Genomic DNA, 16,533 nt, shown 5'->3' with positions numbered 1-16,533 from the left:
CCGGATCCTTCAGGCTCTTAGTTTTCGGTGCTCGCCGCTAGTCGTAGGACAGGGCTTGATCGGGTCGGCTGAACGCCTTCCTCTCATCATGCAGACTTGGCTTCAGCGACTGCGCCCTTCGCTATAGGAACGCGGTGTTCCGTCCAGAGTTAGTTCACCATGACCAGTGAGCGTACAGGCAACTATAGAGGATGCCGTCGGTTCGCTTGGAATTTCCTTCATGGTTCCGGCGAGATTATTGATGGCTATGAAGCAACCAATTTCCTCGTGGCCTAGGAAAGCTCGCGCTGGCTGGTGAGCGGCGCAAACTTATGCTGGCGAACCGCGCCATCGATGCCTACCGGCGGAGCAGGACGCAAGCCGCATGAACAAACGGATTGACGAGGCGGTAGCGGTGCGAGCTTATGAGCTGTGGGAAAAAGCGGGAAAGCCCGATGGTCGCGACGAAGAATTTTGGCGCTTGGCCGAGCAGGAGTTGATCAACGAAGACCGATCCTCACCGCTCCGAACGCCTGACACCCTGTAATCAGTCCGAAGTGCCCGACCAGCGAAACCGGGCCTGAACGTCGGAAGGGTACCGAGGCGGCGGTGAACCTGATCCGACGTTTGATTCCTATCAAAATTGATAGTCCCACAAACGTTCGCCGCGGTGAGCGGGCCAGGCAGCTCGCTGACGGTCACGCATAAAGCTTCGGGAAGGTTCTCCTCGCATCAAACGCCCGAGCGGTTGGCCACCTCAGAGCGGACCTATTGAAGTTCTAGCTCGACGATTTGGGGAACCTATAGCTTACATGAAACTTACATTTCCGTTCCGCAGGAACCTAGCTGGGAGGGGAATGCATGGGTCAGGTACGCCGTCGCGTCAAGCAAACCAACTCACTTGAAGAGCGCCTTTTCGAGCGAGCCAAGGAACTATGCGACCAAGCCGCAATGCTGGCCCCAGGGATCGAGAAGGAAGCGCTGTTGAAGCTGGCGCGGCAAGCTGAGGCTGGTGCAAGCATGACCGAATGGCTGCGCGGTCCCAGACTACGGTCTACGATATGAACCGATCCGCGGAGCCCAGCAACGCGCTAAAAATGGCGGCTGGAGTGTCTGTTTTGCTCACCCTATTGCTCCTGGGTTTTTTCTTTATCGCGTTTTAGCGTAAGGGCGGCTCGATTGGTGGCGCTTCCACTCTCCCCAAGCTGCTGGCGGGGGCTGCTTTCCATTCGACCCCGGAGTTCTCCGGATACATCCATAAAAACTCTTTAAAGCCGCGCTGCGATCCTGGTTATCGATGGATCAAGACCCGCCACGGGAACGGCTCGTGCCCTTGTTGAGGCGCGGTTACGTTCGACTGGCGGGTTGGATGGTACGCGACAACAGAACGGTGGAGGCAAGCCGATTGCCGGAGCCGACGCGGACCGAAGCGCCAGCTAGAATCGTCACGACATCCGGAGCCGCCCAGACCTTAAAGGAGCGTGATTTCATGAAGGGCTTGTTGCTCGCTTTCGGCATCCTTTTGGCACTTTACGTCGCCGACCAGCATTTCAACCACGGTCAGTACACCGACGCCGTCCAGCGTATGGCGGCTCAGATGAGACATTCGTTCGGACCGTAAGGCCGTGCCAGCATAGCGCCATGCAATGTTCGTTACAGGCCGGCGCCGACGTCGATTCCGTATCGCGCAAGGGCGATCGACAGCACCAAACCGAAAAGGCTGAATAGAGTGACCACCGCAAGGCTCGACATCGGCCGGTGCGTGGCCCGGAGATCCGTTACGGGCTTCGAAAGAGCAACCACCTGAAATTCTCCCCAAATCGAATGCGGAGAGGTTAGTAGTTAAATATTACCAGCGGATTGCGCCGATTGTTTCAATTGCGCTTCGCCGAAACGCAGCCGCCCCGCTTAAGCGGATCGCGCTCGGCATGAAACGCCTGCATCTTCGCAGCAAACCTGCGGCCGCCTCCGGTCGGATCTATTTTCGCGTGATCGGCAGCACCGCAAGATAGGTCCGAGGTACCGGATTGGCGAGAGCGCCGCCGCACACGACATCACGCCCGACGGCGTAGTTTTCGGCGCAAAACGCGCCTTGTACTGAGCGCCAACATCAATGACCTGTGCGATGATCCCGCGTGCCTGTTTCGGGATAATTGCTGGCTCCGCACGCGTAGCTCACTCCGCAGTGTCGGCCGTTGTCAGCGCGCGACGCGTTGGTGACGGACACTCCGCCTTCACCTTGCGTAGAGCCGCGGTGGTCGCGGACAACAGCCACTTGTGGCGCAGCGAAAGAATGGGTGCTCATGCCTCCGCCGTGACCGCCTGCGAAAGCCGACGATCCCGAGAAAAGTGCGATAGTGGCACCAACCGCAGCAATATACCTGTTCATCTGATCGCTCCCTGCTGACCGGATCATTCCGGCGATGGGAGACCTTATGTCCAAGCCTTGATGCACGATGTGACCGACGTCACGTTGAGCGTTGACCTTAGCTCGCGCCGGTTTGGCGAGTTCCAGATAAACCAATTGTGCATTGTTCTGGGAGGGGAAATTTGTGGAAAGTCGGTACACGCGGCGGCATGCTACAACGCTTGCGGAACTACAGCACCAGCGCCCCGTAGGGGCGCTGGTGTTTTTTTATGAGGATCGGTGCTGTCCTGAAGGGAGCGCGATTGATCTCTGGACCCGGTGGCTTCCTGCTGACCTTTAGTCGGTCCAAGTACGGTCTCCACACCGCTCGCATTCAAACGTATGAATGACAACTCCGCTCTCGGATTCCATGATTGTTCGGACAAGGGTGAGCCTAGCGCTGCAAAAGCGGCAGTCATGATGCGATCGGTCCGGAACAGTGGCGATCTTCTCAGCTCGAAATAGGTCCACGCCAACCGAGCCATTGGTTTTTGAAATGAAGTCGCGATACGTTACAATCGTCTCGCAAATGCTCGATCAGCATCGGCCGCCCCCACAGAAAAAGGCATTCGAACCCCTAACGGGTTCAAGTGGGAGAACACTGCGAACGTTACAGCGATTCCAACCCCCCGCGGTGTTGCGCGATACCCACTGTGGACAACAATACAATATGGCCACATCCGATTCGGTCGCGATTGCGGAGGCCCTTCGCCTCCCTAGAGGGTCTCGATCGGTCTTCAGGTGATCACGACCAGGGCACAACGCTGCCCGCTTAAAATACACACGGGCAGCGTTGGCTCTAGCCCCAGGATTAAAGTGCAAAATCCTGACGAGTAGAGAACTGCGTTAGCGTGCAAACGTTTCTTACCTAGGGAGGGGTACCCCCGTGGCCGTGCCCTCATTAGGGGCCCGGGATGTTTTGCTTCGCTTGGCCGCGGGCGAAGATCTTCAGCATATCGTTGGGCAATGGACGCTGAATCCCTTCGCCTCATCCTACGGAACGCGCATCCAGACATTGCGCTCCTCGTCGGTCGTCAAGATCACGGGCATAGACATAGGTGGATGAACTCGACCATCGCATTCGGCGCGGTGGTGAGAAATCCGTAGACGAGGTGGGCTGGTATCGGCTTCGACTTGGTCCAACGATCGCCATTAAACTCGGTCCAGATGCCGGCGAAGGCCGTCAGCGGCCGATCATCAGCGAGGGCGAACCAAACGACATCCTTTTTCTTCGTCTCGGGGGCGGTTCCGGGGCGTATTCGGCGAAATTGACGGATAAATGGCTTATCGAAACTCATGGTCAGAAACTGAGCTGATCCGTCATCGCGTGTTGATCAAACTCCGCTCCAATGCGGGCAAAAGCGGAATGACAAAGAGCACGTTCGTTTTCTGTCTGCGCATTGAGAGCTTGCCGGCCTTGATGTGCTGGCGCCCCACTCGAACAACGTCGGCGGCGGCAGCAGGCAGCGGTTTCTTTTAAGGCTGAAACAGGGGGCCCAATTCCCCTATCCGATTAGAAGCGGCTCGTCCTGAATGGACGGGTCACTTCTGCGCACGAGAGCGTTGCCGGAGTTCTGGCGGTCGTGACAGTGCGCAAGCTAGGAGTTGGCTTTATGGCTTTGAGCTTGGTGAAGGTGCCGGCGGCTGAGGCGCCGGCGCAGGTTGATCCAGAGAGGTGATTGGCTGATCTGCGGAATGCGTTCCCGGCATTCGCGAGTTTTTCAGCGGCTTCCTCTCGAGCTGAACGTTACACCGATGAAAGAGCGATCAAAGACATCGGATGCAGCGAGGCTCACTCACAGTTCTATTGAGCGGTCGGCGTCCGCCCTGGATGCGTCCGTCGAGTTGGCTATTGGTCGACGACATGCTCAGATCGAGCCAGTGGCGGATCGATCGCGAGCCCACTCGCAATCTTGAGGAACAATGTTTTCGATGCTGCATCGCGCCGGCATGACATGTCCGAAATGCACCGGCTTGATGAAGGTTGGCCTCGACACTCAGTTCGTCTGCGAGCCCTGTCGCGAATATGTGTTCGTATTTGTCGTCACGTTACGGTTTCACACCGGTCGCGACCGTGCTCAAGGAGTTCGGGTCTGGTCGCGGAGGCCCAACCGGGAACGCGCGTTAAGAATACTCGGTCACTGTGCGTCATGATGGTCGAGCGGAAGCCCGCAGCGGACGATGGTCTTGCCTTGCTCGCGGCATAGCTGCAGGTCTCCATCGAGCGCACGCGCGCGTTCGTGCATACCGGTCAGGCCTCTGCCGAACGTCAGGTCTTGTGGCAGGCCAATGCCGTCGTCGGAGATCTCTATCTCGATCTGATCTTCGTTGACCGTCGCCGTGACGTCCATTTCTGTCGCGTTGGCATGCCGGAGCACGTTTGTCACACCCTCCTGGATCACGCGATAGGTAGTTTGCGCGAGCAGGCCGTCGAGGTCATTCAAGCGATGATCGATCCGGGATGTCACTTGGAGATTGGGGGCCTGGGATTGCGCATTGCGCAGCAGTGCTTGCACGCTGGCAGCCAATCCCAGTTCCGCAATGTAGACCGGGCTCAGGCCCTCCAGCACACGCCGGTTCGCCTGCTGCAGGGCCTCCGTCGCGGCGAGAATGCCGTGCGCTGGCGAACCTGGCTCGGGAGGACCTTCGGCCTCTGGGTCGGACAGCGCCGTCGCGTTGGCGCGGATCGCGAACAGAAGCGGGCCCAGCTCGTCGTGCAGCTCCCGTGCCAGTTCGCGGCGCTCGTCGTCCTGGACTGCGACCAGTTTGCGCAGCAGATCTCGGTTGTCGCGGCTGAGGCGCTTCAGCGTCGCGGCGAGCTCGTTTGCCTCCGCGCAACTCTTGCGGATCTCGGGTGGGCCCGCCAGCGGGATCGCGGCATCGTAAACGCCGTTGCGCATCCGGGTCAGTCCTGCACCGAGCTGCTCCAGGGGACGAAGCGCCGAGCCTGTCGTGAAATAGGCGCTGAGCCCGGCGAGTAGCATCAACGCTGCGCTCGAGCCGGCTATGGCCAGGAAGCCCACCCATTTTTCCAGGATCTCGGCCGACAGGTCCGGTCTAAAGACGATATCACCGACATGCGCCGTTCGGATTGCGACCGGATGGCTTGAGCCGAGCTCGGGAATCTGCAGCAGGGCGGTAAACCAGGCGGGAACGCTGCCACGGTAAGTGTCCGAGGCCGCGCCCTGCCAGTCGGCACCCGACGGCACGAACGCTATCGCGGCAGGCGCGCGGAGGGAGGTTGCGAACGCATTGAGCGTCTGTTGCGGATTGTCCGCGGCCGCAAGCGCAGCATTCAGCGCCTCGGCTACGCGCTGTGCAGAGCGGGCGCCCTGGGCATTCTCATCCTCGAACTGCTCAGGCGAGAAGGTCTGCAGTGCAAGGCCGCCGAGGAGCAGTGCGCCGACAACCATTGCGGCCATGGGCAACAACAGCCGTGCGCGAAGCGAGCGGCGGTTCCACAGTCGGTTCAAAATTCTTGGCACTGCGGGCTCCGTTCGGCGATTCTTCTCTTTTAATTTCCGCGCGAAGTTCTATTTTGGCTGAGGAGGAAGCGTGCACGATACGGCCAAATCAGCCACGAGGATATTGATCGTCGACGACCATCCCGTGGTGGTGTCGGGCTGCCGATCCCTGTTCGCCTCAGACAAGACGGTGAAGATCGACGAGGCCGCGGACGCTAAAGCCGGTCATCGAGCTTTCCTGCAGAAGCGGCCAGATGTGACCGTTATCGATATTAAGCTCCCCGACGTTTCCGGGTTCGAGCTGCTCCGTAAGATTCGCAAGGAAGATCCGGACGCCCTCGTCATCATGTTCAGCATGAATGACGATCCCGCATTCGTCGTGCGGGCTGTGGAGATGGGTGCGCAAGGCTATCTGTCGAAGAGCGACGATCCTCGCCTGTTCGTGAAGGCGGTGCGCAAGGTCGCGGCCGGGGAGCGGTTCGTTTCGCCACATCTCGCCGAGGCGATTGCTTTCGGCGGTGCCGCGATCAAGGCAAACCCGGCCTCGCAGATGTCGGCGCGAGAACTGGAAATCCTTCGGTTGCTTGGTCGTGGCGACAAGATCGTCGACGTCGCATCGGCGCTGGGCATCTCCTATAAGACCGTTGCCAACACCACATCTCTGCTCAAGCAGAAGCTCGGCGCGAAGAGCCATTCCGACCTGGTGCGGATCGCCGTCGAAATGGAACTTAGCTGACCCTGCCGCGAATTGAGCTGGCCGCGTCAATGGGAGGGCCAGTCCTTCATTGGAATACGGGTTGCATTCTCGGGGCAATGGAAGCGACGAATGCACCTTCCAGCAGCTTTGATTTGAAAGGCTCCGGACGGCTCACCACCGGGGCAATGACCAGCCTTGCCATTCCCCTAGCCCATCCGAATCGCGGTAGCTCGCAACGCGCTGACCGCGCTGGGCAAACCGTGGGCTTCTGTCGCGCTGCGCGTGCCGGGTCGGCCTTGCATGTCGCGCGATTTGCTCAGGTGCCTTAGGCGGGTCGGCTTCTGCGACAGCCGCGGGCCGCGGTGCGGGAGCTTGGGCAGTGACGGGAGCCGAGGGCGCGGGTGAGGCGGAGACGAGCGGTGCGCTTGTATCCATCCGTATCGCTTCCGGCCATTTGTGCCGCGAGTGAATGCGGATCGTTGCGCGGTCGATGTCGTTGAGGGCAACGGCAGCTGGTGGTGCCGGAAAGTACCAATCCGCGACAAACAGCAAACCGAGCAGCATCGCGCTTGTAAACAGCAAGTATCGAAACAGAGGCATCAAACCGTCCATAATTCCGGACCGCATATCGGCACCGGCGCCGACTAACGGGAAAAAGCGGCAATCGTTCCTGGCGTCTTTCTCGCCGAAAAGAGGCCACCGCTTGGCGGCCTCTTCGTCTAACCGGTAAACTGACTACAAAGCGATCTACCTGTCGCCCGCGCCAATAGCCGCGACCCTCGTGCTCGCGGAAAGTGAACCGTCCGTGCGGTCTCCACCGCAGCTTGTCCTCGTGGACAACGACGCGAGGGCCCCTCGGATAATCCCAACCTAGTGGGTGTGCCAGCACACTTGCCCAGAGCATACGATCACAGCAGATGCGCTCATCGCGGAGGCAACCAGGAAGCCGCCCCAAGAATCGCGCCGACGGTCGTTCTGCCAATCAGTTTCATGTCATCACTCCTCACTCGCAACCTTTCCCCGTGCGCCAACACTTCGGATTCAAGGCTGTTGCTGGCTTTCGGGAATAATATGCAACTCAGCTGGGAACTGTCGGCCCGTGCCGCGGTTGATGGCCTGTGCTTGGCACACAATCAACTTCCCCAATGGCTCCGGTGCAGTTCCTCGGCTGCGCCGGAGCTAACGTTTGCGTCCGAGCCTAAGCGAAGAATGTCGTTTCGAAGGTTACCATGTGGCACGCATAGTTTGTGACAGCAGACATAATGGAAGACTCGCGCTAGAGCGGCGCCCGGACGTGTTGGGCAGCCGGCAACGTGAGGCTCTTTGCGGCTCTCGATTGCACAAATAGGCCGGAGGTTACGATCAGGGCTAGAGAGAAAAAAGCCACCACCGACATGCATGCAAACTGATCACCAGCGCCCATCCCAGCCATTCCACGTTTGTTTCAAGCCGTGAACGTCGCAGGTATCAGTTCGTTCCCTGGATTGGGAAAAACCGGCAATGCTCTCGGTAGAGGGAGCCCTATGCGACCTCGCATCAGGCGCTCGCGCAGGACACGGCATTTCAGAAGGAGGTCGTTAAATGCGGCGAAGGCGTTGGGGAAGGCCATGAAGCTCCCGCGTGCCGGTAACCAGTCTCTATCGGCCGATGCCGCGCATCCCGCGACGGAACGACGTGGTCTGGATCGGAAATTTGGGGCGATGGAGAGCGCGCAACCGACGAATTCCTCATCTCCCCTGCGTCACAGCTGGGATTGCGCGGCGAAATTCACGGCGTGCGCTACTCGGAGGCCGCATTGCGTGTGATCGAGGCGGCGGGCATGGATTATTGCGGCTGGTTGCCGGCACATCGTGCGCCTGCGGCGTTCGCGGCCGCACGTGCAACGGTCCATGTGCCACGCGGCCCCTACGTGCAAGCGCTGCCCGGCATACCGACCATCGTCGAAATTCCAATTCGGATTGATCAGAGCAACGCGGGTCATGCCGAGGCTCCCTTGTGTACGACGGATGGCCCGAACCGGCCGTCGAGCCAGGCATGCAGCGACTGCAAGCCCTCGCGCAGCGGGACCTTCGGCGTCCAACCCAACAATTTGGTGAGCGCGCGTCGTCCTGACGAACCGGGAGCACGTCATCGCCCTTGAAGCTCGCGAGAAGGGGCTCATGGGCATGCTGCTGCGCTATCCCTACGAGGTTCGCGACTCGGCCGAGTATTTCGACGACGTTCAAGACGTGAAGATCACCAAGGATATGCTCGATCTGGCGAAGCACATCGTCGAGCAGAAGTCAGGCCACTTCGAGCCCGACAAGTTCGAGGATCATTATGAGGCTGCGCTGACGGAGCTGCTCAATGCGAAGCAGAAGGGCTTGCCGGTGAGGGCTGCTAAGAGGCAGGCTCCCAGCAACGTTGTAGACGCCATGGATGCGCTCAAGAAGAGCATCGACAACGGAGCGAGAACGCCAGCCAAGGCCGCTCAGAAGCCCGCTAAGGCGGCCAAGAAGGCCCCGGCCAAGAAGCGCAAGGCCGGGTGAGCCGGAGGTTCTCCTACCCAAAGGAACTGCTCACTTCTTCAGTAGGTTGTTCCAAACTTTACCAGTCACAGGACCGACAAACGTTCCTGTCTTCATGCAGGTCTCACCGGCTTGTTTGCAGCCCGCCTCAATGTTTTTGCCGCCAGCGGCTGAAATGCATTTCTGCACGGCCGCAGAGCATGTGGTCGCCATTGCCCCGGAGGGTGCGATAGTCGTTAGCGCCAGAGCTAGAAATGTAAATCGCATAATGATCCTCTGGTAGGTGAGCTGAAGGTTAGTGCAGCTAATTGGTTCTTGGATGATAGCCGACACCCAGCCGGACGTAATCGGGATTGGGTGAAAGTGACGTGCGCGCAGCGGGAGACCTTGACCTTGGCGGGCTTCTCAAGTCGCTGATCCGCAAGACGCAACCCTTCACCGGGCGCATCGCACACGAGGCGTTGCGTCGAGCCCCCTGGCTAATGGCGCAGATCGAGTATCGGGCCCAAGCAGACGAGGGGAAGGCTCGGGATCCCTTCTTCAAGGGCCTGAGAGAGGATTTTGAAGGCTGGAGTTCCTGTATCCGACGTGGTGCGGTGAGCTTGCGGTGTCTGCAAGGATGCTTCGGTACGCCCAAGGCTCTGTGCGATCTCGCGCATGGTTTTACCCTGCCTGCGGGAGTTCGAGGAGTTTCTATTCCTCCTCAACGCTCCACTGCATAATCTTCCAGCCGCCTTCGACGTGGCGCATCGGCGTCGCTTATTTCACTTCGCCAGTGGTCGGCGTGTTTTCAGGATTTGCGCCCCGCCAGCCTTTGGGATCACAGTGTCCTTCATATTGGTGGGGGGCATGTTCGGTAGCACCTCGACCTTGTTCTCCGGCTTGAGCGCGGCGCAGTCCATGCCGTAAATGAGCTCACCCTTGGCAGATTGTCCGATAGGCTTGCATTCCTGCAGGGCAGTGGAATCGACCCCTTTGTCGTCAGCAAGTGCTGGTGAAATGAGCAGCGATAGAGATAGCGCCGCAGCGATCCTGAGCATAGGTTTCTCCTAATCAATCAATTTGCCTCAACCCGGGATCGCGCCGCTAGTTCCGAGACGCACGGTTGGGGCCTCGGAGTCGAGCAGGGTCTTGTCATGGCCCTAGCCCGAAGTCGGGCCTCTTTGGAACATGCTGATCCAAAAAAGTACGCCGCAGGGCCCGAAATGGTTTGTCCCGGCCGCGCCCGTCATTCCCCCCACTGGGGCTCTGAAATTCCCAGTCTCCGTTACCTAGCAGGCTTACAGCGAAATGGCTGTTGCCTCACTCACACAGCCTCTAAGAGAGGAGCCGACGCCAGGGCCTAAGCGCCAGCTCCTCCGAAACGAGACTGTACTCAACTATTCCCCAGATCAGTCCCGTCCCTTCGAGGAGCCTGCGCCGATCTGCTTGCTGATTTGCTATCGGCCTCATCTCGGCCGGAAGTGAATTGCAAGGAAGCAACATCGTTTTTCGGCAACAGGAAAAAACGCCGCCGGTCTCAGAAATACATGCCCGGCGGCGTTCACTCCAAAACCTGGGCCCTGAAAATTCCCAAGCGCCAGATGACTCTCAGCATTGCCACTTGTTCCCGGGTGGCGCTGCCTAAATTGAAGGGCCTGCCAGAGGTCGATAGCCGGCCGGGGTCACGCTCGGCCGGTTTTTCTTGCAGATGGCCGCGCTGTCGACTTAGGCTCTACCACCATTCACCATTTTAAAGGGAGAGAGCGACGTGGCGACAGGTACCGTGAAATGGTTCAATCCAGTCAAAGGATTTGGATTTATCCAGCCCGACAGCGGCGGCAAGGACGTGTTCGTACACATTTCAGCGGTCGAGAAGGCGGGACTGAGCACTCTCAACGAGGGAGCAAAGGTCAGCTACGAAGAGCGGGAAAACCGCGGCAAGACATCAGCTGAAAACCTCAGGGTGGGCTGAACGTCATCAGGAACAAGTGGCAATGCCGGGAGTCATACTTATGCTCCCGCGAAGATCGCCCCCCCCGACCGGGAGCTTTCAACGGCCCTGGCGCTCCCCGCGCTGGGGTCGCTTCTTTTTGTGGGTAGATTGTGGGTTATTCCAACTAATCATTCAAGACGATGACGCCGGCGGCCGCCGCTAGTGCCGCCGAGCGGGCGTTCTCGTTAAAATGATAATGCGCTTGCCGCAGCAGCCAAGCTTCGTCGTCCGCGGGCACGTCCCGCCAGCCGTCCAGCGAGCGCCCGACTTCATTTACCATTATCGGGAAAATCTGGAACCTTGGGCCCAGGTCGCTGTTTCGCAATGACTACTTTGACGTCCATTGGAGGAGAACTGAAATGAAGAAACTCGTTGTATGCGGTGCCCTCGCAGCTTTCGCATTTGCTACGCAGGCAGCCAGCGCAGCTGAGTTCTACATCGTGCGCGATGCCAGCACCAAGAAGTGCACGGTCGTCGACACCAAGCCGACGACCACAACCACGACTGTAGTGGGCGATGGCGTTTACAAGACGAAGACGGAAGCTGAGTCCGCGGTGAAGACCACCAAGGTCTGCACTGAGCAGTAAACCTGGATCACCCATAGTGGAGGCATAGGAATGCCCGTAATCTTATTGTGGGGGATTCCCACGCTTATTGTTGTTGGCGGTGCTGGATACTGGTTAGTTCACATGCACTAGTGCCATTTGATCAGAAGCGGCTCGTCCCAAATGGACGGGCCGTTTTGGCGCTACGTATCCACAGCACGCTGAGCCGGCCAAGTCGCGGTGATATCTTCGCTGCGGACAAACGGCGGTCTCATCATGCAATCGAGCTGATGCAGGCGCGGTGGTGATCGCGCGAAACCCGGCAACTTCTAACACGCCGATCGGCACAGTACCTGGGTCTCGAACGCGACGACCTACGCCTGCGCGTTGCCTGATCCAGCCGACCTGGACATCGCCATAAAACCGTTCCAGCTATCGCGATGCGGATCCCTGGAGGGCGGCCGAGAAGCGTTCAGCTGGCGTGGTCCGCGCGCCGCGTCTTGCAGCGGGGGAACGCAGTCATACGGCCTCTGTTGAGAACAGGAAATAGCCCGTCACATTGATAGCCATGACTTTTTCCCTCGCTTCGCGGGTAGTCTCAGAGGGCGGTAGTTAATGCAGCCTGCGTTGTTGACAAACTGTCAAGACGTCCGAAGCGCTCGCGCGCCGCCGCAACCGCCCTTTCGTACGGAGCATAGACAATGAACGAGCGCAACTTCGATGCCATCAACATCGGCCCCTCGCTGGGGCCGTTTCTTGTCAGGCCAGGAGATCTGCCTGGCTTGAGCATCCTCACGAAGGTTCCGCTCTCGTGGTACTCGAACCAGCCGTTGCTCGGCGGGAGACGCTGCAATGAAATCGTGTCGCTCACCAATCGAATCGGACCGAGTACCGCTGCTTCAGCCGCAGTTCGGTGGCCTTTGCCGAGATGAGGACCTGCGCTTGATCGGCGCCATCACGCATGACGGGCACCAAAGTCCAATCAGTCCCGGAGGGGATGATTTCGACGTGGCAGACATGCTCTCCGCCCGGGAGACTGCGCAGCTCGCGCAGAGCGATGAGTTCGAGATTTTTCGCGCATGCCATTGTGACGGGCACGGGAGGGCTCCTGGCCTTTCATGCGGATGAACTCGGACTGCCCCGTGCTGTTCCATTCGATACCCTGACGCAGGGGTCTGGCCAGCCGGAGGACGCTGCGATCCTGCAAAGGATCTGGCGGAGCAGGCAAAGAATCCTATGCGAGTCAGCACATAATCTTGAAGTCGGAGAACGTCGTTCTAGAATGCTGCCAGCGCGCCGTTTTTGTGCATCGATCTCACGGACCTGGGATAGGTCGAGAATCCGTCGGCATGTCTGCGACGGCCGTACTACGGCCTGTCTTCAGCCCTGATCCTCTAAGACTTGCCCGGCGCCCTAATCGGCGTCGATTGTCTTCGCGTTCGATGAACGCGGAACGGGTGCCACCTTCTTTAGTGGCTTCTGTCCCGGTGGTCTCGGCTCCGTCTTCTCCAGCTCTGCCTCAAATCGCTTCTGCCGCGATCGGGCAATCAGGCCGGCCAGCACCATCACGAAACCTGTAGCGATCATCGCATAGGGGGCCAAGTTCTTCAGCGAGACCGAAGCCAATTCGCTCACTCGAAGCTCCGCGCCATCGCCGGACGCGAGTCTGATCCAGTGCAGGAAGCGCTCACCGTGGTAGAGGGCGAGGTGGCCGGGCGACGCGAAGTCTGCTTCATTTTCCCTCGTGCCGGTGCTGCTGGAGAACGAGGCGCCCTTTAATGAGTTCGGCCTGCTCCTTGGTAAGTTTCTCGGCGATATCGCCGTTCTTGAGAAGAGCGGGGCCCTTCTCGGTCATAAACCATCCAGCCGGTGGTTCCAATTCGAACGAGGAACCTGGCCTGCATAGGCAGTTCAGCGTAATTCACTGGATACCCCAATTGACACATGCAATCTGCACATTGGGGCATTTGGCGAGCGCCGCGGTCATTTCACTATGTGAATCGCAGTAGTCGATTTTAAGCGAACTAGTTACCCGTTACAGCAACAACGCTGACGTGCATACTTAAATGCGGTCGCCTGCCAAGCGGCGCAGACTAAAGCGTATGTTCGATCAGATTGAGGTTGTTGAATACGTGGTGCTCAGCTTCGGGCTGATGGGGCTCGCCGTGAGCGCGGCCTTCTTCCTCCTCATGTCCTGAAGCCAGCCAAAGGAGAGGCCGTTTCTTATCAAGGCGAACTGGTCGCTCCTAGCGTGCAGGAAAACGCCATGGAAGACATGGTATCGAGCGTGAAGAAGCTTCGCGCTGAAGCCGATCTGGCGCACCAGATCGCTATGAGCGCTACGGACGATAAAAAGCGCGAGCTATACGAACGCCTGGCGGCTCACTTTAGGCAAGTGGCTGTCGAGATTGAAAAGGCGATAAGCGACTAGGCAAGTGAATAGAAGAAAACCGACCATGCTGGGGATCTCGAATTCGCTCGCGCGTTACGAAGTTACGAATGGCCTCACGCACACGATCGGATGATGTACGGCAGGTTGGTTGGTGTGGGGAAAGGCGGTAGCGCTCTAGCGACTCGAACCTCCGACGGATCGTTATGCACACCGTCGGTTTCGCTGGTTTAAGATCCGACGCCAACCACCGATTGACCACCGAAACCCCGTGAACAAACAGCGATAAAGGTGGTCAATCAGGATCGACCTTCATTGTTTTTGTTGATTTTTTCGACCGCTGATTACGTTCGGGACGCAGGGGTCGCAGGTTCGAATCCTGCCACTCCGACCATCTTTCCAAGCACTTATAGTTTCTGTGTTTTTTGCGCGCAACGACATGCGCGTCGATTTGTGGCGCGGCAGCCATGTCGGTCGATCTCGTGAGACATGTCCCTGCTATCGGGGAATCGCAACAGCGAGCCGCTCCGATTCTACGGCGCTCGGAACCTGACAAGGGACGATTGTTGGGCGCGGAGTAAGCGGCCCCTGACGTGATGTTGCGTAGCACGTCACCAAGCACCAGAAGGCCTCCCGTCGGATCTATCAGCCGATCCTGGCCGACATCAAAGCACGAATAGTCCGTCGCGAGTAGTGCTCAACGTGCCAGCGCAAATCCGAAAATAGCAGTTGTCAGGGCGTGCCGACCTCGAAGGCCAGCAGCACGTTGCCGGGCAGGCCGCCCCATTGCGCATAGCCTGAATTGACATACAGCATGCCGTCGACGACGACCGATCCGGGCCCGTCCATGGCGCCGCCACGGGCCGGAACACCATTCACCGTCGTATAGTCGCGCGCGGTGTCGATCTCCCAAAGCAGCCGCGCATCATCGGTGGCATAGGCGCGCAGGAAGCCGCTCACGCCGCCCGAGAAGACGACGCCGGGAATGAGAGTGACCGCTGCGGAGAGGGCGGGGCTACATTGGGGGCGGTCGCCGCAGGCAACCGGCGCCACCTGCATTTCGATTTTCCCGGTCGCAAGATCGAGTCCGAACAGGCCGCCGCCTTCGCTCGAGCTGAGGCGCCTCGAGCCGTCTCTCAAAAACCGCACGTCGGAATTGGCGACATAGATTCGGTCCTGGTCCGCGGCGGAGCCCCATTCGGTCCCTCCCAACGGGCCACCTTGGCCGATCCGCGTCTGCCACAGGATCTTGCCCTCATGGTCGGGATCGAGTGCATGTACGACGCCGGATTTCTGGCCGATGACCAGCTCGCGTTGACCGTCATGCAAGGTCACCAGGATGGGCGATTGTCCGAAATCGTGGTCGGGGCCGCGGTCCTGCGGACAGTTGCTCTGGTCGGTGCCGAAGCACGCGACGACGAAGCTGTCCTTGGGTGTTGCCTGCTGATGCCAAAGCATTCGCCCGGTCGCGAGATCAAGCGCGAGGATGGCATCGCTGGTGTCGGTCGCCGGATCGGCATAGCTGTTCGATGTCGCGACATAGAGCGCCTGGCGCTCCACATCGATCGTCGGTGCGGACCAGACCGACGCGCCGGCCGGACCGAAGAGCTGGGTCCCGATGGCGTTGGTCCGGGTGGGATGCGGAGCTTCTGAAATGCTGTAGGTCTTCCATATCTGCGCGCCGGTTTCGGCCTTCAGCGCAACGACGCTGCCGCGAAACGTGCAGCATTGGTAGGTTGGCCGGGACCCCGTGGCCTCCTCGATCGATGACACCCCGAGATAGACGACGCCGGAATAGAAGGTTGGCGCACCGGTGATCCGGGCAGCCGGATGATCCTCGACCTTGCTTTTCCAGATCAGCGCACCGGTCGTCGCATTCACCGCGTAGACGTTGGCGAGCACATCGCCGAAGAAAATCGCGGACTGGCCGTTTTTCATCGGCGCAAAACTGATGGCCGCCCTGACCGGTGCGTCGGTCGGAAACACCCAGCGGGTGCATCCGGTTTTGGCATCGAGGGCGTGCACCTTGCGGTCGCCGCCGCCGACGAACAGCAAGCCGCCGATGACCGTCGGCTGAGCGAAGGCGACCGACGTGTCAGGAAACCCGAACGCCCACTTCAGACGCAGCCGCGGGACCTGGTCTGGCGCGAGGCCGGCCATCGCCGCCGGCTGAAACCGGCTGTTGCTGAGATCCACGCCCCAGCCGTTCCACCGTGGTCCGTCGATCGGCTGCGGGAAACCGGCCTCGCCCTGCGCGCATTGGCCTGCACTGTCGGCCGACGCCTGCGAGGCAGTCTTGCCGGTGACGAGCGAGGCGATCGCCGCCCTCTCGTCATTGGTCAGCCCCTGCGCGAAGGATGCCATCGCACCGGTGGTGATCGCACCGAGAACCTCATCGAACGACTTCGATTGCAGCGCGGTGCGGCTCGGGGCGCGGATATCGGTGTTGCTGCTGTCGTGACACTGCGCGCAGCGTTGTGCGTAGAGCGCGGCTCCGCCTTGCTGCGCCGTCGCAGGAAGGCAAGGCGAGATCAGGGCGACGGCAATCGCGGCACTCAGTTTCATCGTGA

General features: G+C 59.5%; 15 protein-coding genes and 2 pseudogenes. 8 read left to right on the top strand and 9 right to left on the bottom strand.

The genetic code is table 11. From position 1 onward, the window contains the following. The first annotated feature begins 364 nt into the window (after nt 1-364). The 3 genes from ACVISU_RS10090 to ACVISU_RS10080 all read left to right on the top strand — a co-directional run bounded on the left by ACVISU_RS10090 (nt 365) and on the right by ACVISU_RS10080 (nt 1,600). Complete coding sequence (locus ACVISU_RS10090; RefSeq protein WP_456706837.1) at nt 365-526, top strand: DUF2934 domain-containing protein; 162 nt, start codon at nt 365-367, stop codon at nt 524-526. A gap of 314 nt (nt 527-840) precedes the next feature. Continuing rightward, nucleotides 841-1,044 (top strand): hypothetical protein, encoded by a 204-nt coding sequence (locus ACVISU_RS10085; RefSeq protein WP_456706836.1) that lies wholly within the window; start codon nt 841-843, stop codon nt 1,042-1,044. A 304-nt stretch (nt 1,045-1,348) separates the two neighbouring features. Further along, nucleotides 1,349-1,600, top strand: a complete 252-nt coding sequence (locus ACVISU_RS10080) for a hypothetical protein (protein WP_456706835.1) — start codon at nt 1,349-1,351, stop codon at nt 1,598-1,600. A gap of 1,687 nt (nt 1,601-3,287) precedes the next feature. On the opposite strand, the pseudogene ACVISU_RS10075 reads toward ACVISU_RS10080, so the two are convergent. Both ACVISU_RS10075 and ACVISU_RS10070 read right to left on the bottom strand, forming a co-directional pair. Next, nucleotides 3,288-3,656: pseudogene (locus ACVISU_RS10075) on the bottom strand (SOS response-associated peptidase family protein); the annotation flags it as partial. 868 nt (nt 3,657-4,524) lie between these two features. After that, nucleotides 4,525-5,808: an ATP-binding protein gene (locus tag ACVISU_RS10070; RefSeq protein WP_456706834.1), complete on the bottom strand. Its 1,284-nt coding sequence runs from the start codon at nt 5,806-5,808 to the stop codon at nt 4,525-4,527. Between the two features lie 133 nt (nt 5,809-5,941). On the opposite strand from ACVISU_RS10070, the gene ACVISU_RS10065 reads away from it, so the two are divergent. Then, the gene (locus ACVISU_RS10065; protein WP_456706833.1) at nt 5,942-6,586 is read left to right on the top strand and encodes a response regulator transcription factor; all 645 of its coding nucleotides are present in this window, start codon (nt 5,942-5,944) and stop codon (nt 6,584-6,586) included. A gap of 2,057 nt (nt 6,587-8,643) precedes the next feature. Continuing rightward, nucleotides 8,644-9,075 (top strand): annotated as a pseudogene (locus tag ACVISU_RS10060) (Ku protein); the annotation flags it as partial. A gap of 743 nt (nt 9,076-9,818) precedes the next feature. Here the strand turns inward: ACVISU_RS10060 and ACVISU_RS10055 are convergent. Beyond that, nucleotides 9,819-10,094: a hypothetical protein gene (locus ACVISU_RS10055; RefSeq protein WP_456706832.1), complete on the bottom strand. Its 276-nt coding sequence runs from the start codon at nt 10,092-10,094 to the stop codon at nt 9,819-9,821. Nucleotides 10,095-10,804: 710 nt separating this feature from the next. Between ACVISU_RS10055 and ACVISU_RS10050 the strand changes: the two genes are divergently transcribed. Next, nucleotides 10,805-11,008, top strand: a complete 204-nt coding sequence (locus ACVISU_RS10050) for a cold-shock protein (RefSeq protein WP_456706831.1) — start codon at nt 10,805-10,807, stop codon at nt 11,006-11,008. A 145-nt stretch (nt 11,009-11,153) separates the two neighbouring features. On the opposite strand, the gene ACVISU_RS10045 is transcribed toward ACVISU_RS10050, so the two are convergent. Then, nucleotides 11,154-11,309 (bottom strand): hypothetical protein, encoded by a 156-nt coding sequence (locus tag ACVISU_RS10045; protein ID WP_456706830.1) that lies wholly within the window; start codon nt 11,307-11,309, stop codon nt 11,154-11,156. A gap of 79 nt (nt 11,310-11,388) precedes the next feature. On the opposite strand from ACVISU_RS10045, the gene ACVISU_RS10040 reads away from it, so the two are divergent. Beyond that, nucleotides 11,389-11,616, top strand: coding sequence for a hypothetical protein (locus ACVISU_RS10040; protein WP_456706829.1), 228 nt, complete (start codon nt 11,389-11,391; stop codon nt 11,614-11,616). 556 nt (nt 11,617-12,172) lie between these two features. Here ACVISU_RS10040 and ACVISU_RS10035 read toward each other — a convergent pair. From ACVISU_RS10035 to ACVISU_RS10020, 4 genes are all read right to left on the bottom strand, one after another. Continuing rightward, the gene (locus tag ACVISU_RS10035; RefSeq protein WP_456706828.1) at nt 12,173-12,445 is read right to left on the bottom strand and encodes a hypothetical protein; all 273 of its coding nucleotides are present in this window, start codon (nt 12,443-12,445) and stop codon (nt 12,173-12,175) included. Next, complete coding sequence (locus ACVISU_RS10030; RefSeq protein WP_456706827.1) at nt 12,442-12,672, bottom strand: hypothetical protein; 231 nt, start codon at nt 12,670-12,672, stop codon at nt 12,442-12,444. Before ACVISU_RS10030 ends, ACVISU_RS10035 begins: the two co-directional genes overlap by 4 nt. Before the next feature lie 315 nt (nt 12,673-12,987). After that, nucleotides 12,988-13,209, bottom strand: a complete 222-nt coding sequence (locus ACVISU_RS10025) for a hypothetical protein (protein ID WP_456706826.1) — start codon at nt 13,207-13,209, stop codon at nt 12,988-12,990. 97 nt (nt 13,210-13,306) lie between these two features. Beyond that, nucleotides 13,307-13,429 (bottom strand): hypothetical protein, encoded by a 123-nt coding sequence (locus ACVISU_RS10020; protein ID WP_456706825.1) that lies wholly within the window; start codon nt 13,427-13,429, stop codon nt 13,307-13,309. A 411-nt stretch (nt 13,430-13,840) separates the two neighbouring features. Between ACVISU_RS10020 and ACVISU_RS10015 the strand changes: the two genes are divergently transcribed. Beyond that, entirely contained in the window at nt 13,841-14,005 is a 165-nt protein-coding gene (locus ACVISU_RS10015; RefSeq protein ID WP_157113680.1) for a hypothetical protein, read from the top strand. A 690-nt stretch (nt 14,006-14,695) separates the two neighbouring features. Here ACVISU_RS10015 and ACVISU_RS10010 read toward each other — a convergent pair. Next, nucleotides 14,696-16,528, bottom strand: a complete 1,833-nt coding sequence (locus ACVISU_RS10010; protein WP_456706824.1) for an outer membrane protein assembly factor BamB family protein — start codon at nt 16,526-16,528, stop codon at nt 14,696-14,698. Nucleotides 16,529-16,533: the final 5 nt, after the last annotated feature.

The organism is Bradyrhizobium sp. USDA 4452 (assembly GCF_054063575.1).
This window is presented reverse-complemented; position numbering and strand designations above follow the sequence as displayed.